The organism is Gardnerella sp. DNF00550 (genome assembly GCF_049262685.1).
In the GTDB taxonomy this organism is placed as follows: domain Bacteria; phylum Actinomycetota; class Actinomycetes; order Actinomycetales; family Bifidobacteriaceae; genus Bifidobacterium; species Bifidobacterium leopoldii.
Window position 1 is genome coordinate 495,127 of record NZ_CP058397.1, and the last position, 24,647, is coordinate 519,773.

Below are 24,647 nucleotides of genomic sequence, written 5' to 3' on the forward strand. Positions count from 1 at the left end.
ATGAAAGATAATGATCTTAATAAAAATTCTTATAAAGCATATGATTTGCAAGAAGAAAATAGGATGAGAGATAGTGAAAAATGGCGTAAAACGCAAGCAATAATAGATGAACAGTTTTCGAAAGATTCATCATTTGATGATGAAAGAGTAAATGCATTAGGAGCTCCATTGCTTGGTGATACCCGTGATTTATTCCGTCCAGCTTCTCGTGATATTCCAGCGCAACCTGGAGTATACAAGTGGCGTGATGGCGAGGGGCGAGTTATTTACGTTGGAAAAGCAAAAAATTTACGCAATCGTTTAGCGAATTATTTTCAACCTCTTTACCAACTTCATCCTAGAACTCAATCTATGGTTCTTACAGCTCGCAGTTTGGAATGGACTGTTGTAAGCACTGAATTTGAGGCTCTTACACTTGAATATACTTGGATTAAAGCTTTTAATCCTAGGTTTAATGTAGTTTTTCGTGACGATAAAACATATCCTTATGTTGCAGTTTCGCTAGAGGAAACTTTTCCAAGAGTATGGATTACTAGAAATCGTAGTGCGCGGCATGCTAGATATTTTGGTCCGTATGCAAAAGTGTGGCCTCTTCGTCATAGTTTAGATTCTTTACTTAAAACTTTTCCTATTCGCACATGCTCATCCTCTGTTTTTAGCAAAGCTCATAGGACTGGTAGACCTTGCTTATTTGCTTCGATTGGTAAATGTTCAGCTCCTTGTATAGGAAACATAGATCCTAGCGAACATCGCAAGATGGTAGAACATGTAGTTGGCATACTTACAGGCAGTGTTGGAGAGTCTTATATTTCACAAATTAAGAATGAGATGAAAGAAGCAAGTGAAGAGCTAGAATTTGAGCGTGCAGCTAAATTGCGTGACGAAATTGCTGTTTTGAACACTATTTTGCAACAAAATGCAGTTGTGTTTGACAATGATGTAGAAGCAGATGTTTTTGGATTCTGCGGAGATGAGCTTGAAGCGTCAATTCATGTATTTTTTGTCAGAGCTGGAATGATTCGTGGAGAGAAAAATTGGTCGGTAGAACGAAATGAGCATATCAGTGACAGTGATCTTATAGCTGATTTATTAACTCGCGTATACGCAGAATATGAGCAAAATTACACACAAAACCATGAAGATACTATTAGCATTAAGAAAGTTCGCGACGCTGTTAGCTCTACGCAGCAAGCTACTGCAACTGATGTAATATTGCGAGCGCAAGCTACTAAAACTCGTCGTGAACGTCAAGAGAGAACAGGTCGTGAGGATTTACTTGCTCCTATTTCGCCTGTTCCTCGTGAGATTATAGTTCCAATTAAAATTTCTGATGAACGTAAGCAAGAGCTTGAATTGTGGCTTAGCAATATTCGTGGTTCTCAAGTAAGTATTAGAGTTGCAGAGCGCGGAGAAAAACGTGCTCTTATGGATCGTGCAAACGATAATGCTAGTCAGGAATTGAAACGAATAAAATCTAGCCGTATTAACAGCATAGATATGAGAACAGAAGCTATGAACGAAATAGCAAAAGCGCTTGGAATGAGTAAATCTCCTTTGCGAATTGAATGTTATGATATTTCAAATACAGTTGATGGCAGTTATCAAGTTGCTTCTATGGTTGTTTTTGAAGATGGTGTTGCTCGTCCTAGTGAGTACCGTCATTTTGCGGTTCGAGGTGAACATGGTGATGGTAAAATAGATGATTTAAGTGCTGTTTATGAAACATTATTGCGAAGGTTTAAGCATAAAGATGTTTATGCAGAAAATAGGCTTGATGCATCAGATTCATCAGATACATCAGATACATCTGACTCATCTGATATTAATATTTGCGATGCTAACAGTATTTCTAATAAGCATTTTTCAGGTAATTCATTGACTAGTGCGCGGCATTTTGCTTATAAACCTCAATTAATTATTGTCGATGGAGGAAAAGAACAAGCAAAAGCTGCTAAAAGAGCTATGAGAGATGCTGGCGTAAGTGATATTACTGTTTGTGGTTTAGCTAAGAAGCTTGAAGAAGTGTGGCTTCCTGACGAAGATTATCCAATCATTTTTAAGAGAAGCTCAGAAGGATTGTATTTATTGCAGCGTGCTAGAGACGAGTCTCATCGTTTTGCTATTTCGTATCATCGTAAATTGCGAAGAAAAGGTTCATTGCATTCTACTTTTGATGCAATTCCTGGAATTGGAGCAGTGTATCGCAAGCGTTTGCTTGCATCTTTTGGTTCAATAAAATCTTTGAAAAATGCTTCATTAGAAGATTTGCAAAAAGTACCTGGAATTGGCGAGAATAAAGCAAAAGCTATATACAGTGCTTTGCGTAAAAATAATGATAAATAGCTTTTGAATTACTATGAGTCTTACTATGAGTCGTAACTCGTCAGCATAAGGCACTAGCCTAAGAAGTATGTCTCAGGAAATTGAAATTGGTTTGGGCAAAAAAGCCCGAGTTGCATATTCGCTTGACGATATTGCTATTGTTCCTTCGCGCCGCTCGCGTGATCCTCAAGCTGTATCTACTTCATGGCAAGTAGATGCTTACACGTTTGATATCCCAATTATTGCTGCTCCGATGGATTCTGTTACTAGCCCGGATACTGCGATTGCAATTGGTCAAATGGGTGGTCTTGGAGTTCTTGATCTAGAAGGTTTATGGACTCGATATGAGAATCCAGAACCTTTGTTAAAAGAAATAGCTGAGATGCCGTCAAATATTGCAACCCGCCGCATTCAGGAGATTTATACTGAGCCAATCAAACCAGAATTGATTGCAAAGCGTTTGCATACAATCAGAGATGCTGGAGTGACAGTAGCAGGAGCTCTTTCTCCACAACGCACGCAAGAATTATATAACACTGTGCTAGAAGCTGGTGTTGATTTATTTGTGATTCGCGGAACAGCAGTATCTGCGGAACATGTTTCTAAAGATCATGAACCTCTTGATTTAAAGAAGTTTATTTACGATCTCGATGTCCCTGTTATTGTTGGAGGTTGCGCGGATTATACTTCTGCTCTTCATTTGATGAGAACTGGAGCTGCAGGTATTTTAGTCGGATTTGGCGGCGGAGCAGTATCCGCAACAATGAATACTTTAGGTGTGCAAGCACCTATGGCTACTGCCATTGCGGATGTTGCTGAAGCTCGTAGGGATTATATGGATGAATCCGGCGGTCGTTACGTGCAAATTATTGCTGATGGAGGAATGGGTAATTCCGGCAGCTTTATTAAGGCTCTTGCAGTTGGAGCTGACGCAGTTATGCTTGGTACTCCATTAGCTCGCGCAACTGAGGCTCCTGGTCATGGCACTCATTGGGGTGCTGAGGCTCGCCATTCATCACTTCCTCGTGGCATGCGCTCAAATGTTGGCACTGTGGCTCCGTTAGAAAATATTCTTTTCGGTCCAAGTCATGAAGCAGATGGTACTACAAACTTTGTTGGTGCATTGCGCAGAACAATGGCTTCTACAGGTTATGTTGATGTTAAGAGCTTCCAGCGTTGCAACGTAGTATTTAACCCATTCCATCAGGATATTCGTTAGTGTTATAAGTATGATGCTTATTGCATAAAATATGGCGGTTCAGTAATTTGCTCTGAGCCGCCATTTTTGTTTTCAAAATTGTTATATCTATATGAACATTCTATTGATTTATGCATAAATATGATTTTTTAGCTATATTTGCTATTCTTTTAAACCGTAATGTGTATAATTCAACACGCATAAAATCGTTTATTTTCAATAAAAACGACGAATATTTTGTAATTTATCCACATTTTTATTAATTACGCAGTTAGAGAAAAATTACGTTGTAAGCTTTTATCTAAACTCGTTTAGTTTGTAGAAATATAAGCTTAACAAGTTTTAAATAACAACAGTTTTAAATAATTGTTAAAACAGGAGAGAAACATGAAGATAGATTTTGCTGATGCCTATGGCATGGAAGATAACGATTACAGTGATGATGAGCTGAAAGATAAGTCCTCAAAGACTAAGAAAAACAATGACGAGGATCCTCCACATGTTTTCTGTAGACCTCGTATTAGCTTGCCTGTATATGAGGGTGAAGTTAGTGTTGGTTTTTCGCGTGAATGCTTGAAATACCATGTTGGAATGTGTTATTTCGACAGTAGAGATGAGCAGGCTTTTGTTAATTTAGCTTTAAAAACTTGTCAAATTGCTTGCATAGCTGCAGATATTTCGAGAGGTAGGCCTATTTCTCCAGCAATGTCGCAGCTTTTAACAAAAAGTTGTATTACTAAATTAACTAACATGTGGAAACTGATGGATGAGTATTTCACTGATAATAACGATTCGGAAACTCGCTCTGCTGTGCGTAGTTTTCCTGCAGTTCCGAGTTTGTTTAATGGAATGCTAGTCAGCCCGAATCATTTTGAAGGTGTTGTGCGCATTTGTGCAGGACCTGTGAAATACTGGGCGTCGTTATCTTTGGAATTGAAAAATAATCGTTGGATTTGCACGTATGCAGATCTAGGATAAAATCGTCGCTTATAGTAGGTAGCTGAAATAAGACATCTATGATAATGCGTTTGAAGACTTATGTACATATATTCAAATAAATATGAGCCCCTTATTGCTTGATTTGCTGATTTTTCAACAATTTTAGCAATAAAGGGGTTCACTTTTGTAAGATTAAACATTCTAACTTGTACGACTTGTAGAATCTAAGTTTTTTCCCAGTGTTTGTTTGTAAATGACAATATTAAGTATTATTTTTTGTACTTCGTGCAGTCGTGTCGATTCTGTTATCAAGTACAATAAATAATATGCTCCGAGAATTTGCTGTAGAAGCCATTCACCCAACTCAAGACGGTGATACCATTTATTCCTTACTCGCCAATCGTGCTATGCGTAGCCCACAAGACTTGGTTGCTCAATGGCAAGACGATGAAACTCGTCGTTGGCATGATGTTACTTCATCTGAAATGCTCGCGAAAGTTCGTGCAGTAGCTCGAGGCTTAATAGCACTCGGAGTTCAGCATGGCTCCAAAGTTGTTATTTACTCTGCTACATGTTATGAGTGGGGTATTGTCGATTTTGCTTGTGCATGTATTGGTGCTGTAAGCGTTCCTATTTATGAAACAGATTCAGCATTGCAGGCAGCTGACATTATCGATGAAGTTAAGCCAGTTATTGCTTTTGCTGGAGACGATGCGCATGCTCAATGCTTAGAGCGTGTTCGTCAGGATCATAAACATATAACTTTGAAAACCGTATTTAATTTCAAAGCTGGTGGCTTGGAAGCAGTTGTTGATTTTGGTAGATCTATTACTGAGGATGAGCTTAATAAAGCTGTTGATGTTGTTAAGGCAGATGATTTAGCTACTATTGTTTACACCTCTGGCTCGACTGGTAGACCTAAAGGCGCAATGCTTTCAAATCGTAATTTTACGCATATTGTTTTTGCTGGTTACGATGTTCTTAACGATATGTTATGCAAACCAAATCGTTTGCTTTTATTCCTTCCATTGGCGCATTGTTTTGCTCGGTACATTCAATATGTTGCTATTGGTGCTCACGGTGTTATTGGATATGTGCCTAATGCTAAGCATCTTTTGGCTGATTTGCGTAGTTTTAAGCCTACGTATTTACTTGGCGTGCCTAGAGTTTTTGAAAAAGTTTATAATGCTGCGTCACAAAAAGCTGGTGCTGGCATAAAGGGTCGTATCTTTGCTAAAGCTGTAAAGCATTTCATTCAATGGTCTCGCGACAATGTTGAAGGTAAAACTCATTCTCTTGCTGCACGCATGAATCATGCGATGTACATGAAAACAGTTGGTTCTTCTATTCGTTCAGCTTTAGGTCCTAATCTTTCATGGTTAGCTTGCGGTGGAGCTCCAATGGATGCTGATTTGGCTCATTTCTTTAATGGTCTTGATGGTATTACTTTTATTCAAGGGTATGGAATGACTGAAACTGCCGCTCCTTGTGTAGTTAATTTTGAGCATGCAAATCAAGTTGGATCTGTAGGTCGACCTGGTCCTGGTATAGCTATCCGTCTTGCTGACGACGATGAAGTGCTTATTAAAGGTCCTAACGTATTTATGGGATATTTCAATAAGCCTGAGCTTACTGCAGAAGTTATTGACGAAGATGGATGGTTGCATTCAGGCGATCTTGGCTCAATAGATGATGAAGGATTCTTGTCTATTACTGGTCGCAAAAAAGATATTATTATTACTGCCGGTGGCAAGAATATAAGTCCTGCTCCTATGGAAGGTATTATTGCTCAATGCCCATTAGTTTCTCATGCTGTAGTAGTGGGCGATGGTAAGCCATTTGTTTCTGCTTTAATTGAGCTTGATCCAGATATGGTTCGTTCTTGGCTAAAGAATAAGGGTATGGATGTTAACCTTACTATGAGTGAGATTGCTACTAACGAAGCAGTGCGTTCAGTAATTCAGCAATTTATTGACCAAGCTAATAGTACTGTTTCTCGCGCTGAGTCTGTTCGTAAGTTTGTTATTTTGCAAGATGAATTTACTCAAGATGCTGGAACCTTGACTCCAAGTATGAAGATTGTTCGTCCGAAGATTCTTGCTCGCTATGCTGATATTATCGAAACGCAATTGTATGCTCCAAAGCCTAATACTCGTCCTTTGCCAGCAACTGTAAAGATTCTCGATAAAACTACTGAGACTGTTAAGCAAGCACAGGAGACTGTTAAGCAGGCTCAAGAAGCTGTAACTCCTCGAGTACGTCAAGCTATCGATCAAGCTGCGAATCATTTGAAGCGTTTTGGTGAAGAATCTTCATCAGATTCCTCTTCGACATCGCATAGTGATCATAATGAACATGTCGAGTAAAAAGCTTACATATTTGTAGTTGTTTTTTCGTTATTCCTACTTACATAAAAGAAAGAGTAATCGAGTGTCTATTAGAAAAATTCGTATTGTTCCGGATCCCGTATTGCGAACTCCTTGTGATGAGATTCGTGAAATTACGCCAGCTGTGAAACATTTAGTCGATGATTTATTGGAAACGGTAAATGATCCAGGTAGAGCTGGATTGTCTGCTAATCAGATTGGTGTAAGTTTTAGAGCTTTTTCTTACAATATAAATGGTCGAATTGGCTATATTCTAAATCCAGTAATTGAAGAGCTAAAAGGTGAACAGTACGACGACGAGGGTTGCCTTTCTGTTCCGGGATTATGGTACAAAACTAGGCGTGCAAATTATGCTAGAGCTCGTGGAATTGATTTAGATGGTAAGACTGTAGTGCTTGAAGGTGAAGGTCTTATGGCTAGAATGATTCAGCATGAGTGTGATCATTTAGATGGTCATATTTATTTAGATAGGCTTGAAAAGGATGTGCGCCGTCAAGCGTTGCGTGAGTTGCGCAATAATATGCGTAGCTAAGTTTTAGTTTTTATGCGTTATGTGTAAATAATTTTTTAAAAGTTATCGGCATTTTTGTTGCTTTTATTGCTACAAGGATGCCGATTTTTGGTATTGAGTATCTGATATAATCACTCTCTGCGTGTCCATTTTGAGCATGAGTATTGCCGCGTTATATGATTGCTCGCTTTTTATTGTCTACACGGATTCGCAAATACGCGCCATGTACGCGTCCGTTCGTGTCGGTCGGCTTGGATTTAGGCATGTGTCAGCCAAGTTGCATGCGAACAGACATGGCCAGGAAATAACCGACAAGAAAGGTATATAGATATGGCACAGATTACCATGAGCGAAATGCTGAAGGCTGGTTTGCACTTCGGTCATCAGACTCGTCGCTGGAACCCAAAGATGAAGCAGTTCATTCTTACCCAGCGCAATGGTATTCATATCATCAATTTGTTCAAGTCTCTCGACATGATCGACAAGGCTTATGACTTCATCAAGCAGACTGTTGCTCACAACGGCACTGTTCTCTTCGTGGGCACTAAGAAGCAGGCTCAGGAAGCTGTACAGAATCAGGCAACTCGCGTAAACATGCCTTATGTTTGCGAGCGTTGGCTTGGCGGTATGTTGACCAATTTCCAGACTGTTTCTACTCGCGTAAAGCGCTTGAAGGAACTTGAGGAAATGGACTTCAGTGATGTTCGTGGATCCGGCTTGACTAAGAAGGAACTTTTGCTTCTCGAGCGCGAGAAGGACAAGCTTTCCAAGCAGCTCGGTGGTATTCGCAACATGAACCGCACTCCATCCGCCATGTTCGTTGTTGATATTAACAAGGAAGCTTTGGCTGTTGAAGAAGCCCATAAGCTTGGTATTCCAGTTGTGGCAATTGTTGATACCAACACTGATCCTGAGTCTGTTGAGTATCCAATTCCTGCTAACGACGATGCTATTCGTGGCATTGAGTTATTGACCAGCTTGATGGCTGATGCTGTAGCTGAAGGCTTGCTTGAGCATGCCGGTAAGGGCGCTAAGTCTGAAGGTAATGATGCTCAGCCAATGGCAGCTTGGGAGAAGGAATTGCTCACCAAGGAAGGCGAAGCTGAAGCTAAGCCTGCCAAGGAAGAAAATACTGAGGCAAACGCCTGATAAGCTAATTTGCAACCAGATTCTTATCTAGAAGCTGCAAAATCCAATTGATTTTGCTTTTTGCAGCTTTTAAGAATCATATTGATACGAGGAGAACAAAATGGCAGCAATTACTGCAGCGTTGATTAAGCAGGTGCGTGAAGAAACCGGCGCCGGCATGATGGACGTTAAAAAGGCTCTTACTGAAGCTGAAGGCGACGTTGCCCGCGCTAAGGAAATCATCCGCGCTAAGGGTATTCAGGCAGCTGGTAAGCGTGAAGGTCGTAAGGCTCAGGAAGGTACCATCGCTTCTAAGGTTGTTAAGTCTGCTGAAGGCGAAACTGGTTACGCAGTTGAGTTGAATTCTGAAACTGACTTTGTGGCAAAGACACCAAAGTTTGTGGAATTCTCAAACACTGTTCTTGACCATGCTGTTGAAGCTAATGCTTCTACTGCTGAAGAAGTACTTGCAGCACCAGCTGATGGCGCAACTGTTAAGGAATCTGTTGAAGAAGCAGCAGCTTTGTTTGGCGAGCACGTCAAGGTTGGTCAGGTTGCTAAGGTAAGCGGTCCACACGTTGAGATTTATGCTCACAAGAAGTCTGTGGAATTGCCTCCAAGCATCGTTTCCATGATTGCTACTGACGAGGCTGGTGCAAAGGTTGCTCACGAAGCTGCTTTGCAGATTTCCGCTATGGGTGCGCAGTGGCTTCGCCGCGAAGATGTTCCAGAAGAAGTTTTGGAATCTGAGCGTCGCGTTGCAACCGAGAAGTCCTTGGCTGAAGGCAAGCCAGAGAAGATTGTTCCAAAGATTGTTGAAGGACGTATGAACGCTTTCTTCAAGGAAACTGTACTTCTCGAGCAGGCATACGTTAAGGATCCATCCAAGAGCGTTGGTGACTTGTTCAAGGAAGTTGGCGGCACCGCTCTTGCCTTTGCTCGCGTTGAGGTTGGCAAAGGTGCTGCTGAATAAGCACTAATTATATAAGAATTTATTTTTGTTCTTGTATATAGGGTTGCGTGCACAAGTTGTGCGCAACCCATTTTTTATATTCATTTTCCAGCTTAACGTGCGTTTTGAGTGTCGTTATTGATAGATAAACTGACAAAGATATACCTCATTCGCCGTTATGACTGGAGGAATCTGTATGGCTATTGCACAAACGGATGAAGGAAAGTCCCGTAGGGTTTTATTAAAGCTTTCTGGAGAAGCATTCGGTGGTGGCGCTGTTGGTATTGATACTAATGTTATTCGTAGGATTGCTGGCGAAATAGTAGCTGCAGTGAATCAAGGCGTTCAGGTTGCTATTGTTGTCGGCGGCGGTAACTTCTTTAGGGGAGCAGAACTGCAGCAAGCAGGTATTGATCGTAGCCGTGGCGATTATATGGGTATGTTGGGCACTGTAATGAACTGCTTGGCTCTTCAGGATTTTCTTGAGCAAGCAGGGCAAGCAACTCGCGTACAAACTGCTATTACAATGGGTCAGGTTGCAGAACCTTATATTCCGTTGAAAGCAATTCGTCACCTTGAAAAGGGTCGTGTGGTTATTTTTGGTGCTGGTGCCGGAATGCCATATTTTTCTACTGATACTGTTTCTATTCAACGTTCATTGGAAATTCATTGCGATGAAGTTCTTATGGGCAAGAATGGTGTGGATGGCGTATATAGTGCTGATCCTCGTAAAGATTCTACTGCTCGTAAGTTCCTAACATTAAACTACAATCGCGCTATCGTTGATGGTTTAGCTGTTATGGATGCGTCTGCGCTTTCTATGGCTCGCGATAATAATCAAAAAATTCGTGTGTTTGGTCTTGAGGGCGAAGGTAACGTAACTAGTGCTCTTGTTGGAGAATCTATTGGCACATTAGTGTCTAATGCAGAGCCAACATTTGCTTAAATATTATAAAGGAGAACACATGTCAGCAATAATTGATCAAGCCCGTGAACAGATGAATAAGTCTGTTGAAGCTACTAAAGAGAATTTTATGGGTATTCGCACCGGTCGTGCTAATCCTGCTTTGCTAAACGGAATTATGGTTGATTATTATGGTGCTCCAACTCCAATTAAAGCTGTTGCATCTATTGGTGTTCCAGAGCCTAGAACTCTTTCAGTTACGCCTTTTGACGCTTCTCAAGCGAATGCTGTTGAAAAGGCTATTCGCGATTCTGATTTAGGTGTAAGCCCTAATCGTGATGGCAATGTTATTCGTGTTACTATGCCAGAGCTCACGGAAGAGCGTCGCAAGGAATACGTCAAGCTTGCTAAGAATAAAGCAGAAGAAGGCAAAGTTGCAGTTCGCAATATTCGTCGCAAAGCTAAGGAATCTATTGACAAGTCTGTTAAAGATGGTGAACTTGGCGAAGATGAAGGCGATCGTTTACAAAAAGAGCTTGATAAAGTAACTAAGCAAGTTACTGATTCTTTAGACGTTTTGCTTGAAGGTAAGCAAAAAGAAATTATGGAAGTCTGAGATTTTTGTAGTTTCAAACTGAATGGGTGCCGTATGAGTCAAATAAAACAGCATAATTTTGCCAATGAAGTCAGTAAAGCAAATGCTGAAAAAACTGCATCAGAAGTAGGATTGTCTTTTGACAAAGCAGATACTGCTACACATGGCACCCATGAAACTTTAAGTGATATTAATCGTCGCACGGGCAGGAATATGCCTCAAGCAATTGCTACTGCCGCAATACTAGTTGTAGCAATTGTTTCTTGCTTAATTATTAGCATTGATGTCTTTATAGTGCTTATGGCCATTTTTATGGTTCTGGCATTGTGGGAATTACATGTTGATTTTGCAACTCTCGGTTTGCGTATTCCTTTCGTAACGTTATCAATATGTTCGCTTGTAACTATTTTTGCAACATACTATGCAAAATGGCATGCTGTTGCTATGGCTAGTGGAATTACTGCATCTTTGCTTCTTACAGTAATTTGTGCGACTCTTAGCAGTACTATTTCAGATAGAACGATGCAAGCTGTAGAAAAAAAGCTCGATGGTTCTAACCGCTCATCATACGAACATACTTTATTTACGAATACGTCTGTTTCGCTATTCGTGGTGTTGTACATTCCACTTTTAGCTTCTTGCATTGTATTAGCTCTTACAAATACAAAATACGCAGTTGCTCACGCTATGCTTTTGGTATTTTTACCTGCATTAAGTGACACTGGCGGATTATTTGCTGGTGCATGGTTGGGCAAACATAAGCTTTCTCCGCGAATCTCTCCTAAGAAGTCTGTAGAAGGCTTAATAGGCTCAATGCTTTTTGCAATTATAGGAGCATATGCAATTATTGCAGGTTTTTATGGTTCCTCTTGGTTCAATTTCTGGTGGATGCCATTAGTCATGGGTATTTCTTCTGGAATCATTGGCACATTCGGTGACTTGTGTGCTTCTATGCTTAAAAGAGATATTGGTATTAAAGACATGGGGCATTTGCTAAAAGGTCATGGTGGTGTTCTTGACCGAGTAGATTCTATTTTGCTGTGCGGTCCTGTGCTGCTTGTGCTTTTGCAACTTGCTCATTTCTGAATTTATCTGTCGCAATCGTGGGCTTAGACTAATATCGACGCCATGACAGTCTGTTTTATCCCGTCGCCAAGTATTTCGCAATTTTCTCTTGGCTTTGTAAACATAAAGTTTTACGCTCTTAGTATTCTTGCCGGTATTTTGGTTGCAATGTGGATTACTACGCGTCGATGGAAGCGTCTTGGAGGAGATTTTAACCAGATACTTGATCTTGTTTTAGTCAGTCTTCCTGCTGGAATAATTGGCGCGCGTTTGTATCACGTTATTACAACTCCAGAAAAGTTTTTTGGCTCTAATGGTGATTTTTTAGAAATATTTAGAATTTGGAATGGTGGTCTAGGAATTTGGGGCGGCATATTCTTAGGCGCATTGGCTGCTTGTGTGTTATGCAAGTATCGTAAATATCCTATTGGATTACTAGCTGATTGTGCAGCTCCTGCAGTGCTTATTGCTCAAGGTATAGGAAGATTGGGGAATTGGTTTAATCAAGAACTTTACGGAGCTCCTACTAACTTGCCATGGGGTTTGAAGTTAAATTATGATACCACACAAGCAATAGGTCATAGTGAAAGATGTTATGATGGGTTAACGTGCCCAGAAGGCACATTATTTCATCCAACATTTTTGTACGAGATGATTTGGAATTTCATCGGTGCTGCATTGCTTATTTATTTTGGCAAAGTTATAGCTAAGAAGTTAAAAGCCGGTTCCGTATTCGCACTTTATGTTATGTGGTACACAATCGGACGAGTATGGATTGAGGCATTGCGAATTGATTTTTCACATGTTTTCTTAGGTGTTCGCATTAATGTTTGGGTTTCTATTATCGTATTTATTTGTGCAACTATTGTTTTTGCTTTGCTGCAAAAGAGTGCTAGTACTCGTGATTCTCTTGTTGAACGACTTATAGATATAACTTCAGACGAAAGAGAACGTGAGTCTCAGAATACTTCTAGTAAATAAGATTCAAGTATTTGAAAAAGCAATTTTAAAAATTTTGTTTTTATAAAACTAGTCGCTTGCATTTTCTAGAATAGTACACATGAATATACAAATAGCACCTAGCATTCTTTCCGCAGATTTTTGCAATCTTGAGCGTGACCTTGATGCAATATCTAATGCGGATCTTGTTCATGTCGATGTAATGGATCATCACTTTGTACCTAACTTGACTTTAGGTGAACCAATTGTTAAGCGAATTTGTGAGGTTACTAAACTTCCAGTTGACGTACATTTGATGATTGAGGATCCAGATCGTTGGGCTCCAGAATACGCTAAGCTTGGAGCTGCTTCTGTGAGTTTTCATATGGGTGCTACTCATGCTCCAGTGAGATTAGCTCGTCAGCTTCGCGATATGGGTTGTAAAGCTTGCTTTGCTGTGCGTCCTGCAGAACCAGTTGAACCTATTTTCGATATTCTTGATGAATTCGATATGGTTCTTATTATGACTGTTGAGCCTGGTTTTGGTGGACAGAAGTTCTTAGCTAATCAAATGAATAAGGTTCGCCGTTTACGTGACGAAATTACTCGTCGCGGATTGCAGACTCATATTCAGGTCGATGGAGGAGTTAGCCCTTCAACTGCAGCAATAGTTGCTGAAGCTGGTGCTGATGTGCTTGTTGCAGGTTCTGCAGTTTATGGAGCAGAAAGTCCTAAAGAGGCGATTGAAGCTATTCGTAATACTGCAAAAGCTGCTTGGCACGAATAAATATTAGATGTATGTTGGGGACATGAAATATGTCCCCAACATATTAAGTATTGCACAACAAGCGAGTTTTTTTGATGCGAATATATGCTGATTAATTGAGTGATTTCGTATGAGGAAGATATTATGACTAAGTTCGTTATTAATCAGGAATATAGTCCTGAAGCAATGAATCGAGTTTTGACAATACCTAATCTAATCAGTTTTTTGCGCATATGTTCAATTCCTTATATTGCTTGGCTTATTACACAGCATCAGATGACTTTTGCTCTTATTGTTTTAGCAATATCTGCGTTTTCTGATTGTCTTGATGGTTATATTGCTCGTACTTTGAATCAAGTTAGTAAGTTGGGTCAAATCCTTGATCCTATAGCTGATCGTCTATTGATTTTTTGCAGTACGTTAGCTTTAGCTGTTGCAATGATTATCCCTTGGTGGGCACTTTTATTAGTAGTATTGCGTGATGTTATTATGGCTGTACTTGTAATAGTACTTGCGCAAAGAGATTATGGTCCTTTGCCTGTTAACTTTGTAGGTAAAGCTGGTACAGCGCTTCTTATGCTTTCGATCGTTTCTTTAATGATTGTTTATGCTGTAGCTACTGAGTCTATGTTCCTGCTTTATGCTGCTGCACTTGCATGTGGAGTGTGGGGTATTGCTCTATATTGGTATGCTGGCTTGCTTTACTATATGCAAGCTTATTTGTTACTTGCTAAGTCAAGAAAAAACTAAATAAGGCGTGTACGCACATATGACTAAGCAAGATGAATTTGTTAGTTTAAAAGATAGTATCAAAGATTTAGATGTAAAACATACGTCTCATAAAAGCACTATGCCAATGTCTTTTGCTGCTCCTGATGGAATGTTGTTAACTAGGCGTAGAGCATTATTCTCGCACTCATTTACTGGTATTTCAACGCATCATGTTGTAATGTCTCCTAGTGGTTTTGCTCACAATCATGATCGTAGACGTTATATTGACGATTATGCTTTGCGTCTTATTGATGATTTAACTAATCGTCCGGTTGATCCAATGTTTATGGATGCAAGATTAAGTAAACAACCTGTTAAACCGTTTAATCTGTGGTTCACTAGAGCTATAGTATTTTTATTGTGTGTTTCTATCGGTACTGTTGGGAGTCAGTTTGTTCGTAAGTTACACACTGATCCTAGAAAAGCAATACGTTCTTCATTAGCTAATGAGTTGTCAGGTTATACGTCTCGTTTCGATAAGCTTGTAGAAGAAGTAACGTTATTGAGAAATAACGTAGATCATGAGTCGCAAAAAATTACTACGCCTGAAGAGGATGAAGTTAGTAAATCAGATGATATGGTTAATGGCACTCATGCTGTAGAAGGTTCTGGGATTACTGTAACTATTGCTAATCCTATTTCTGCTTCGAGCGATGTGAATAGCGGTTCTTTGCCTCGCGAGAGTAATGGCGCAAGAATGCGATTAGTTACAGATCGCGATATTCAACAATTTGTATCATTATTGTGGAAAGCAGGCGCTGAAGCTATTTCTGTTAATGGGCATAGACTTGGAGCACAAACTTCTATTCGTGTTGCTGGCCAAACTATTCTTATTGGAGTTAATCAAACTCAAAGTCCATATGTTATTGAAGTTATTGGCGATTCTGATGATTTAATTAAACAGTGTAATGATATGAAACGCATGAAATGGTACGCATCTTTAGCTAATGCAGGCATTAATCCACAGGTTTCACCTTCGAGAGTTATACGACTCAGCGCAGCAAACACAGGCGATATCAGTTTTGCCAACGAGAGAATTAGGAGATAAGCATGGCAGCGATTTTTGGATTAATTTTGGGAGTATTAATTGGAGTTGTTGTTCATCCAGATATTCCTATTGTCATTCAGCCTTATTTACCTATTATGGTCGTTGCAGCACTAGATGCGTTGCTTGGTGCTGCACGTGCATATTTTGAAAGAAACTTTTCGGATAAAGTTTTTGTTATTTCATTCTTCTCAAACGTTATAGCAGCTACGTTGCTTGTTTTACTTGGAAATCAGCTTGGTGTAGGTGCACAATTACAAACTGCAGTTATTGTTGTTTTAGGAATTCGTATTTTCTCTAACGTTTCTGCAATTCGTCGTTTCATCTTCAGGAGTTAGCATATGGTTTCAATGTTTTCTCATTCTCCACAAGGTGATGATATTCTTCATAAAATGCGTCGTCAAAAAGCGCATGATCGTGAAAGTGATGAAACTCAAACTGGATCTTTCCCAGCAGTTCATCGTAAAGTAAAATCTTCACTAAGTGGTCATGTGACGCGGGCGCGTATATTTACGGGCTTTTTAATGATGTTGCTCTGCGCTTTATTAGGTTTTGCGTACATGATTCAAGTTAATCGTAGTAACTCACTTTTGTATGAAACAATGAGTGAAGAGGAGTTGACGCGTCTTATTACAGAAACTCATTCTCAAATTCAGAGTTTGGAAAGCCGAAAAAGTGAATTAACAGGTCAGCTTAATTCGTTGCGTGAAGCAGTAGATAAACAAGATGAAGCTCGTCGCATTGCTCAGCAGAATGCTCAAGCAAATGGTCTTATTTCTGGACGTCTGCCGGCAGTAGGTAAAGGTATTGTAGTTCACATTACCGCAGGTGAAAAAGAGAATATTGATGCCGCTACGATGTTTCAGCTAATAGAGGAATTGCGAAATGCTGGCGTAGAAGTTATGTCTATTAACGGTGTGAGAATAGTTACTTCAAGCTATATTTCACAAACTAAGCATGGTCTTATATGTGACAATATTATGATTGATCCTCCTTATATTGTGAAAGCAATTGGTGACCCTCAGAATTTGCAAAATGCTGTTAATATTGCAGGCGGTGTTGGGTCGCGTTTAAAAATTAAATTTGGTTCTTCTGTAATGGTTTCAGTGCCTGATGAGGTAGAAATTACTTCGACACGCGAACCAAAACAGTACGAATATGCAAAACCAGTCGAGTAACAAGGTAGAATAGCAAGTATGACTGAACCGATTCCTACAGCTGGCGAAACCACTATTATTGGTATGCCAGCTATTCATATTCCAATGAATACAACTTCAGATCGTCCTATGCAGCAGGATGATTTTGATACTATAGCGAAACTACGTCCTGGTACTGCGTTGTTGATTTCAACTAGGGGAGCAGTGTCTGGTTCTCGCTATCTTCTCGATGAAGACTTAGTAACAGTTGGGCGCGATTCGCATGCTGATATTTTGTTAGATGATTCTACTGTTTCGCGTGCTCATGCAGTGTTTAAGCGCCATAATGGCGTGTTTAGCATTTCAGATTCTGGAAGTCTAAATGGTACGTATGTAAATCGTGAACGTGTTGATGAATCAGTGCTGCATAATGGCGATGAAATTATGATTGGCAAATTCAGACTGGTATTTTTCGCACATGACGCAGTCACAGTCCGATAATGTGATTAACGCAGTACAGGGGGAGCTTTTTAATTTTTCTCTGTCTGCTGATCACGCTTCAGGATACCGTGGTAGTGTCGCTATGAAGGTTGCCGGTATTACTTACCGGCAACTCGATTATTGGGCTCGTAAAAGCATTATAGAGCCTTCAATTCATGCATCTAGCGGTTCTGGTTCTCGTCGTTTGTATTCTTTTAAGGATATTGCGATTATGGCTGTAGCTAAAAGGCTGCTTGATGCTGGCGTTAATTTAGTTAATGTTACTACGGCTATTATTTTTCTTAATCGATACTCAGAAGAGCGTTTGAGAAATATGACTATTATTTGTGATGGTCAATCTGTTCAAGAGTGCGATGAGAATCAAAATAATATGCGTCGTATGCTTGCTTCTGGTTTAGCAGTATTTGCTATTGCTGTTGGCCGCATTGTTTCTAGAGTTGAAGAGGACTTATCTTCTGAAAATTCTGTTGATGCTACGCAAGTTGAAGAAAAAAGTAGTAAGTCTACTCGCAAATCTTATTCAAAACCTACTTCTCATACATCTTCAAACTCATGGAGTCTTGTTCAGGAAACGTGGGGATAATGGCATGTTTGTAGTTGTTATTATCGCTGTTATTTGCTGGTTTGCTTCAGTATCATTGTTTTTCTATAGTTTATTTGCTTGCGTGCGTTTTTTAGTAAAATTTCGAAAAAATGCTTATTTGAAGGCAAATAGTATTAGCAATAGTAATAAGAGAAATTCTATTGGTTTAATGCCTTGGAGTATTGTTATTACGCATTGTTGTGGGCTTCCTTGCGCAATGCTTGCGTACATGCTTTTGCATATTGTTCGCGATTTTGGATTTGTTCGCGATGATTATTGGTTATTAATGAGATCAACGCTGATTGCGTCATATGTGATTATTATCGCGCTTATTTTTGTCAATATTTTTGTCATGCTATTTTGTGCGTACCGAAGCTGCAAGTCTTAGATTATTTAGTAAGAAGTATCAATAGGGATATTATTTGATAGTAGTTGAGATTTTGTTGGTTGTGTTTGATTGTTTATCTCTAATTTGACATAACGTACATTATCGGATAAATATCAAGTAAATCTAGTCAAATAATAAGCTCAACCGACAGAAACTGTGCATGTATGTAAAGAAAAAGCCGTTTTCCCGCCAAAAAACGACCGAAACTTTACGAGGGTGTAAAGAAAAAGCCGTTACGACAAAAATTCTGATTAGATTAAGCGAAATATTCGCAAATTGCAGTGCTTAATTCGCTTACGCTATCAATAATTCTGTAAGATCCGTGTGCTTCAAGCTCGCCAGGCTCAGCATAGCCCCAAGCGCATCCCAAGCAATCCAAGCCGCAATCTTTTGCTCCGTCGGCATCAGTCCAGCGGTCTCCAACCATCAAAGCTCTGTCGCCTTTTTCTGGATTGTAATCAATCTCATCAAAAACATAACGAATAACTTGAGTTTTGCTAATGCGCGACATATCTTTGCTAGCGCCATAAATTCCGTCAAGATACTTCGTTAAACCAAAATAATCGCAAATAGGCTTTACTTGATATTCTGGCTTGCAAGATGCGGTTGCTAAATAATATCCAGCTTCACGAAGTTTTGTGAGTTGCTCAAGTATTCCATCGTATACTTTGTTAAGTAGGCATCCTGGAATCTTTTTACCAGGATTATTTGGATCATCAAAAGTTGCTACTTCAGAATAATACTTGCGATACGTAGCAAGTCCCTTTGCTAGCAGCGATTCAGGCACATTATTGCGTTGAAGAGATTCTAAAATTGAAGGACCTATAAAACGATGCATTTCAGCATCGTCCGGAATAGGCTGTTTCAATTCTTTCAATGCAAGCTTTGCGCAAGTAATAATACCAGCATCTGACTTTGTTAATGTGCCATCAAGATCAAGCAGAATAATGCGACGACTAGTGCATCCTGAAGTCACCGAGAATTCACTCATAGTCAGGAATCCAGCCCTCATGATGCATTTTTAGACGTTTGTCTAGTAAAGTTTTTAATTCTTCTTCACTACGACGTTCAAGCAGCATATCCCAATGCGTTCTAGAAGGCTTGTTGAAATCATCATCTGGACGATCATCGTCGCCTTCGCGATGTGCAATCGTGCCGCAGCGGCATTCCCACTCTTCAGGAATTTCTGCGCCTTGAGCAAAAGGAAGAATCGTGCGATGTCCCTTTGGGCACACATACACAACATCATTTCGTGCCGCGAAATCTACATTATCGTCAGATTCTAATGATTTCGCACCAATGCTCATACCGCGTAAACTGCGTTCTGCCATAGTATCTCCTTGTGTAGTACTTTATAAAATTACCGAATTGCACGGACTATATATATAAAAACGATTTATATATACAAAATACATGCGTTTTATTTGTATATGCTCATACTTATACATCTGAGTATGCAACAACTCCACGGTTTAATAGTTTTGCAGCTTCATAAGCGCACGAAGAAAGATTTTTATCTACGCCATCTATAGATTGTAAATATTCTCCTGCTGCGAAAAGTTGAGTAAGTAAATCAATAAGACGTTTAGCTTGACGCACGAAATCTCCTCCAGTGCTGTCGGTATTGCGCAAAATTTCAGCTAGATCAGCACCATTAGCCCAATCATACATAATATCTACAGCACCAAATTCAAGCGGTCTTAACGCTGGCAAATGAGCGTCTGCGCATAATGCGCTAGTACGCATAAATAATTCTTTCATTCGCAATACTGTATTAAATATCGCGCCATCCTTGCCGCCTGGATATCGTCTAGGTTCTCCCCCTGCAGGTCCTCTAGATTCATAAACTAATGCAGACAAGCACGATAATAATTCAAGCGGTGAAAGATTATTAAAAATTCCTTCGCAAATAGCTTCAGCAAATACAATGTCTAGTTCGTTATACAACCTTCTTAACAATTGACCGCGCTCAGTAAGGTGCAAAATTTGGTTTTGTGAAGAATCTTCAGATTGTAAATAATCCAAACTGTACAATACGTCACAAATATGGTCAAAAGTTCTAGCAACAGAACCAGTACGAGATTCGTAGCGTTCACGTACTTGATCAAGTTCCTTATGTTCTCTAATCCAATGGTAGCCCCAACGCAAATGTTGTTGAATATCTGCACAACCTGCACACGGATGCGTTCGCTCAGCTTCTCTAAGATTTGCAATAACATCATCCAGCGCTTTAAACGCTGCTGTGCGTTCTGCATCTGTGTGGAATAAAGTATGTTTCAGTTTACGGCGTTGATCGTGTTGAGCTTCTTTAAGCTTCATACGTAATTGTAAGAATTCAGCAAAATCCCCATGTTCGCAGTGGAATGCTTCTTCATAGCCTTTAAGAGCTGTTTCAAGTTCGTTCATGCGATTATGTAAACGTTCAGCAGAAGCATTAGCTTCCCATTGAGCAAAAGAACGATCTAGTGTTGTTCGAGCAGTATCTGCATCGCTTGAGTTCAGCAAATTAACTGCCATATTAAACGTAGGAACGAAGCTGGAATGTAGTGGGTATACGCGTTTACTAGAAAGCGCTGCAGCCTGTTGAGGAACAAAATCAGCATGATCTACAAGAATTGCGTAACCAATATCGTCAATTCCACGTCTTCCAGCACGACCTGTAAGTTGCGTAAATTCTCCAGGTGTAAGAGGTACATGCCCAGTACCGTCAAATTTTACTAGCTTTTCTACAACAACGCTTCGAGCTGGCATATTTAAGCCTAAAGCAAGTGTTTCTGTTGCAAAAACAACTTTAATAAGTCCGCGTTCAAATAGAGTTTCAACAATGTGACGGAATAACGCAATCATACCTGCATGATGTGCTGCAAATCCTTGTTCGAGAGCAAAACGAAAACGCTCAAAGCTTAAAGCGTGTAAATCTTCTTTAGAAAGTTGATTTGCAACCATACTGTCAACAATTTTACGGATTTCGTACATTTCTTCATCAGATGTAAGTATTAATCCTGCGTTTAAACATTGTTGAACAGCTTGATCGCAACCGGAACGAGAGAATATAAAATAAATTCCTGGCAGCATTCCTAGGTAATCTAATTCGTCAATAACAGCCCAGCGACGAGGAGTATGTCGTTTCGCGCATTTATCTAACTGTGCAACTCCCCCGTTAATACTGTGCTTCTTACCTTTTCTGTAACGGTATTTGCTATCGCTGTAAGATTCTTTACGGCGACGAGCGCGGTACTCAAATTCATTAAGTTTCCTAGTCAATGCAGGGTTAACGCGCTTAGTTACGTTTCCATTATTGTCATGGTCGTATAAATCGAGTAACTCAGGCTCAGTTGCAGAATCCTCTTGAATAACAACATGTCTTTCTAAAGGCACGGGTCTGTGTTCGTCGACAACCAAATGAGTTTCTCCACGCACTGATTCTAGCCATGCAGAAAAATCTTCAACATTTGAAACAGTTGCAGACAACCCAATAATTTTCACCGATTTTGGAAGGTGAATAATAACTTCTTCCCACACAGCTCCGCGGAATTTATCTGCAAGATAATGAATTTCGTCAAGAACGACAAAACCTAAAGATTGCAACGTAATCGAATGCTCGTAAAGCATATTTCTTAAAACTTCAGTAGTCATTACAACAATGTCTGCTTCAGGATTTACAGAAGTATCTCCAGTTAATAACCCTACTCTGTCTGAGCCGTACAGTTCGCAGAAATCGTGATATTTTTGATTACTTAAAGCTTTAATAGGCGTTGTGTAAAAAGCTTTTACATTGCGATTTTGCGCAAGAAATACAGCAAAATCCGCAACAACAGTTTTACCAGCTCCAGTAGGAGCAGCAACTAAAACATTATTGCCATTTTCTAGTGCATCAATAGCATCAAGTTGAAAATCATCAAGTTCAAAAGACAAAGAACGCTCAAATTTAGATGCCATTGAACGCTCGTGCTTCATTGTATTTTTAAAAGCTGCGAAACGTTGTGAAGGAGATAATACTACATCATTCTCATTGCAGTCAGTTGGATTGCTTGATTTATTTTTGCAGTCTTTTTTATGTGATAAATGAGACATAAAAAGTATTAGTCGCTTTCTTATATGCTATAGCTGAATGTCTTCTTCGCGAAGAGATTTTTTATCCCAATGCTGCCATATTTTACGGTGATTTTCGCGAATTTTTTGATGACGCTCAATAACTCTTGCGTGCGTTCGCTCATATCGATTCGTTGCATCTTTAATAGGAAGTGTAAATAATGGATCTCGAGGATTTTCATTATCTTCTTTATTTGGTTCATGCAAACGTTCGAATCTAGAAGAAACGTCTTCGGAAATGCCAAAGCAGACCCTAGCTATTTTTATTGCGCTTAAAACGACAATAACAACTCCTAGCGCTACCATGATCAGCATAAAAACTGTTATGAGTAGCCAAATCCACCAAGGCATTGTTATTCCTCTGTATTCGCATTATCAGCGTGATTAACGCTTAATTCACGTTGAGCGCGAGCAATAATCATACTACGCAATGTTTCAGGAGCAACAGCTGTAATATGACGTGCGTGAGCAATGCAAAAAGCAACGAACCATGAATCAGAAGAAACAGTAAGATGGACTTTTACTCCGCTGCCACAAGTTTCCATAGTGGCTCCAGAAAGATTCTTCAAAAAGTTCAATTCTGTTTCGTCGGTAATGAAGCAAGTCTCAGTTCCGTTATCAAAGCTCCACTTGCGAAGTTCGCTAACTGGCACATCTGGAATTTCAACTTGAGACACAGGCTCTACAACTTCTGCACGTTCAATACGTGCTACGCGAAGAACTTGCCAAATGCGAGGCAATCCATTCGCTTTATTAATTGTCGTATCTTTAGCAACAAATTCACGTTTATCTTCTGGTGTTTGCTGCTCTACATCAGTCCACACTGCAACATAGTAAACGCCTTCATCAACGTAAATCTTCGACGGTGCAACAATCTTGCGACGAATACGTCCTGCCCCGTCAGTGTATTCCATATCTAGCAAAGATTCAGAGTTAATAGCACTGCGAACAATAGAACAATTTCGAGGCTCAATTTCGTAACCTGTTAAACTCAGCCATGGAGTTTGACCAGGAAGAACATGACGGCGAAGACGTTTATACAAGGATTCAGCTTGTGTGCGCTGCTCAATAGGCAAAAGCAAGGAATGTGCCAAATAATTAGCAGACGCAGTAAGCATGCTCAAATATTGCTGCGAAATTCCAGCAAGTCTTTCCAATCCTAGAGAATTAGTAGCAGAAACAATTCCCTCGTTCTCAAGAAGAGTCCAATCTATATCAAAGAATTGGCTTCCGGCCATTTCCCCATCGTCAGAAACAGTAGTAAGAGTATTTATATCCTTGTGAAGAATTGTAACAAATCGACGGAGTTCATCATCGCTTTTTGGTCTACCAATAAAACGCTCAGCAAGCTCGTCTAATGGGAATTCCTCTCCAAGATGAGCAGACAAGAAAAGCATCAATCGAAGCCTACGATCTACTTCACTTCCAGTTTGGAATGAAGAGCCTTTTTTGGTATGCGATTTATCAGTGTCGCTATTTTGTTCTTCAATATTTTGCGCTTCTTGTATAGCATCTTCTTCATCTTTTTGCTCATTTTCGTCACATTGAGCAAAATTAACTGCTGCGTGCAAACGGCGATGGAAAGCATCAACTGCTTCTTGAGGGCTTACTACGCTAGATCCAGGATGTTCTAGCACAAACATCGCTAAGTCGTCAGCATCAGTATAAGCAACGTTTAAATGTTCACCATCGACATCCACAGTTGCGGCAAATCTGCGAGAATCAATAACTTTTACCAATGAATCAGGTAGCATTTGTGTTCCAAGACCAGGTGCGATTGAATCCAAGCCTAAGCCAGGAATAGGAGTTTGTGGAACTCTAGGAGCAGTGCGAGAAGTGCGCTGTTGCTCGTGTTGACCTGAATCAAGAGAAGAAATAGACATTGAACGAGCAAGATAATTTGCTGCAGCTAAAACTGGTAATTCAGATTGGTCGAAACGTAAACGTACGCGAGGTTCATCGCCTAATTGCAAACGATAAGACGCAAAGTCTTGACCTTCGGACTTTGAAGAATATTCTGGCTGCCTAGATTCGATTGCAATACCCATAGCAGCAAGCTTTGCGCGATCTCGCTGGAATTGTTTTGCGAATGCTGCTTTAGCTGCTTGATCTGCAAGCTCACCGTACGAATCTGCATATGCCTTTACGCGCTGTGCAATTTGACGCGAAGTCAGCCATTGCGGGAATGCGGAAGACAATACAGCGAGTACATCTAACTCGTGTTTGCCCCATTTGTCGGAAAAACGTCGCCTTCCGTTGCTTCCTTCTACCATTAGTCCTCACGTATCATGTTTGTATCAATTTACTTATGCGCCTTGCATACAAGCGACTACGAAATGCAGCAAAACTTGTGTTGCAATACTGCGCACACCTTTTCTATTTTAATGGTGTTTTGCGGTACGTGTGGACATTTTTTAAAAAACTT

23 protein-coding genes are annotated in these 24,647 nt (G+C 40.0%); 18 read left to right on the plus strand and 5 right to left on the minus strand.

The features are described from left to right. The 18 genes from uvrC (at nucleotide 1) to HXT29_RS01825 (ending at nucleotide 17,742) form a co-directional block, all read left to right on the plus strand. A complete protein-coding gene (gene uvrC / locus HXT29_RS01740) occupies nucleotides 1-2,343 on the plus strand; it encodes an excinuclease ABC subunit UvrC (protein ID WP_004106589.1) in 2,343 nt (780 codons plus the stop codon). Between the two features lie 67 nt (nucleotides 2,344-2,410). Beyond that, nucleotides 2,411-3,541: a GuaB3 family IMP dehydrogenase-related protein gene (locus HXT29_RS01745; protein WP_004106592.1), complete on the plus strand. Its 1,131-nt coding sequence runs from the start codon at nucleotides 2,411-2,413 to the stop codon at nucleotides 3,539-3,541. Between the two features lie 366 nt (nucleotides 3,542-3,907). Next, nucleotides 3,908-4,498 carry a hypothetical protein gene (locus HXT29_RS01750; protein ID WP_004106594.1) on the plus strand — a complete coding sequence of 197 codons (591 nt, stop codon included), beginning with the start codon at nucleotides 3,908-3,910 and terminating at the stop codon, nucleotides 4,496-4,498. 287 nt (nucleotides 4,499-4,785) lie between these two features. Next, on the plus strand, nucleotides 4,786-6,825 hold the full coding sequence (locus HXT29_RS01755; RefSeq protein WP_004106596.1) for an AMP-dependent synthetase/ligase: 2,040 nt from the start codon (nucleotides 4,786-4,788) through the stop codon (nucleotides 6,823-6,825). A 64-nt stretch (nucleotides 6,826-6,889) separates the two neighbouring features. After that, nucleotides 6,890-7,378: a peptide deformylase gene (locus HXT29_RS01760; protein WP_004106598.1), complete on the plus strand. Its 489-nt coding sequence runs from the start codon at nucleotides 6,890-6,892 to the stop codon at nucleotides 7,376-7,378. 309 nt (nucleotides 7,379-7,687) lie between these two features. Next, nucleotides 7,688-8,506 carry a 30S ribosomal protein S2 gene (gene rpsB / locus HXT29_RS01765; protein ID WP_004574276.1) on the plus strand — a complete coding sequence of 273 codons (819 nt, stop codon included), beginning with the start codon at nucleotides 7,688-7,690 and terminating at the stop codon, nucleotides 8,504-8,506. A 100-nt stretch (nucleotides 8,507-8,606) separates the two neighbouring features. After that, the gene (gene tsf, locus HXT29_RS01770; RefSeq protein ID WP_004106601.1) at nucleotides 8,607-9,458 is read left to right on the plus strand and encodes a translation elongation factor Ts; all 852 of its coding nucleotides are present in this window, start codon (nucleotides 8,607-8,609) and stop codon (nucleotides 9,456-9,458) included. Nucleotides 9,459-9,633: 175 nt separating this feature from the next. Next, the gene (gene pyrH / locus HXT29_RS01775; RefSeq protein WP_004106602.1) at nucleotides 9,634-10,383 is read left to right on the plus strand and encodes a UMP kinase; all 750 of its coding nucleotides are present in this window, start codon (nucleotides 9,634-9,636) and stop codon (nucleotides 10,381-10,383) included. 19 nt (nucleotides 10,384-10,402) lie between these two features. After that, the gene (frr, locus tag HXT29_RS01780) at nucleotides 10,403-10,957 is read left to right on the plus strand and encodes a ribosome recycling factor (protein ID WP_004106603.1); all 555 of its coding nucleotides are present in this window, start codon (nucleotides 10,403-10,405) and stop codon (nucleotides 10,955-10,957) included. Nucleotides 10,958-10,990: 33 nt separating this feature from the next. Next, nucleotides 10,991-12,022 carry a phosphatidate cytidylyltransferase gene (locus tag HXT29_RS01785; RefSeq protein ID WP_012914196.1) on the plus strand — a complete coding sequence of 344 codons (1,032 nt, stop codon included), beginning with the start codon at nucleotides 10,991-10,993 and terminating at the stop codon, nucleotides 12,020-12,022. Between the two features lie 42 nt (nucleotides 12,023-12,064). Next, nucleotides 12,065-12,982 carry a prolipoprotein diacylglyceryl transferase gene (gene lgt / locus HXT29_RS01790; protein ID WP_004106607.1) on the plus strand — a complete coding sequence of 306 codons (918 nt, stop codon included), beginning with the start codon at nucleotides 12,065-12,067 and terminating at the stop codon, nucleotides 12,980-12,982. A gap of 79 nt (nucleotides 12,983-13,061) precedes the next feature. Then, nucleotides 13,062-13,727, plus strand: coding sequence for a ribulose-phosphate 3-epimerase (rpe, locus tag HXT29_RS01795; RefSeq protein WP_004574269.1), 666 nt, complete (start codon nucleotides 13,062-13,064; stop codon nucleotides 13,725-13,727). 123 nt (nucleotides 13,728-13,850) lie between these two features. Next, entirely contained in the window at nucleotides 13,851-14,456 is a 606-nt protein-coding gene (locus HXT29_RS01800) for a CDP-alcohol phosphatidyltransferase family protein (protein ID WP_064340298.1), read from the plus strand. Between the two features lie 19 nt (nucleotides 14,457-14,475). Continuing rightward, nucleotides 14,476-15,525 (plus strand): DUF881 domain-containing protein, encoded by a 1,050-nt coding sequence (locus HXT29_RS01805; protein WP_004106613.1) that lies wholly within the window; start codon nucleotides 14,476-14,478, stop codon nucleotides 15,523-15,525. A 2-nt stretch (nucleotides 15,526-15,527) separates the two neighbouring features. Beyond that, on the plus strand, nucleotides 15,528-15,860 hold the full coding sequence (locus HXT29_RS01810; protein WP_004106615.1) for a small basic family protein: 333 nt from the start codon (nucleotides 15,528-15,530) through the stop codon (nucleotides 15,858-15,860). Nucleotides 15,861-15,863: 3 nt separating this feature from the next. After that, nucleotides 15,864-16,700, plus strand: a complete 837-nt coding sequence (locus tag HXT29_RS01815) for a DUF881 domain-containing protein (RefSeq protein WP_004574263.1) — start codon at nucleotides 15,864-15,866, stop codon at nucleotides 16,698-16,700. Nucleotides 16,701-16,718: 18 nt separating this feature from the next. After that, on the plus strand, nucleotides 16,719-17,159 hold the full coding sequence (locus HXT29_RS01820) for an FHA domain-containing protein (RefSeq protein WP_004106618.1): 441 nt from the start codon (nucleotides 16,719-16,721) through the stop codon (nucleotides 17,157-17,159). Beyond that, complete coding sequence (locus HXT29_RS01825; RefSeq protein WP_410299649.1) at nucleotides 17,137-17,742, plus strand: MerR family transcriptional regulator; 606 nt, start codon at nucleotides 17,137-17,139, stop codon at nucleotides 17,740-17,742. The genes HXT29_RS01820 and HXT29_RS01825 overlap by 23 nt, the downstream gene beginning before the upstream one ends. Before the next feature lie 644 nt (nucleotides 17,743-18,386). On the opposite strand, the gene HXT29_RS01830 is transcribed toward HXT29_RS01825, so the two are convergent. The 5 genes from HXT29_RS01830 to HXT29_RS01850 form a co-directional block, all read right to left on the minus strand. Continuing rightward, entirely contained in the window at nucleotides 18,387-19,121 is a 735-nt protein-coding gene (locus HXT29_RS01830; protein ID WP_004574259.1) for an HAD hydrolase-like protein, read from the minus strand. Further along, nucleotides 19,114-19,461 carry an RNA polymerase-binding protein RbpA gene (locus tag HXT29_RS01835; protein ID WP_004106625.1) on the minus strand — a complete coding sequence of 116 codons (348 nt, stop codon included), beginning with the start codon at nucleotides 19,459-19,461 and terminating at the stop codon, nucleotides 19,114-19,116. The genes HXT29_RS01830 and HXT29_RS01835 overlap by 8 nt, the downstream gene beginning before the upstream one ends. Before the next feature lie 109 nt (nucleotides 19,462-19,570). After that, entirely contained in the window at nucleotides 19,571-22,204 is a 2,634-nt protein-coding gene (locus tag HXT29_RS01840; RefSeq protein WP_004574255.1) for a DEAD/DEAH box helicase, read from the minus strand. A gap of 27 nt (nucleotides 22,205-22,231) precedes the next feature. Beyond that, complete coding sequence (locus HXT29_RS01845) at nucleotides 22,232-22,573, minus strand: hypothetical protein (protein WP_004574254.1); 342 nt, start codon at nucleotides 22,571-22,573, stop codon at nucleotides 22,232-22,234. A gap of 2 nt (nucleotides 22,574-22,575) precedes the next feature. Then, nucleotides 22,576-24,495: a helix-turn-helix transcriptional regulator gene (locus HXT29_RS01850; RefSeq protein WP_004574253.1), complete on the minus strand. Its 1,920-nt coding sequence runs from the start codon at nucleotides 24,493-24,495 to the stop codon at nucleotides 22,576-22,578. Between the last annotated feature and the right edge of the window lie 152 nt (nucleotides 24,496-24,647).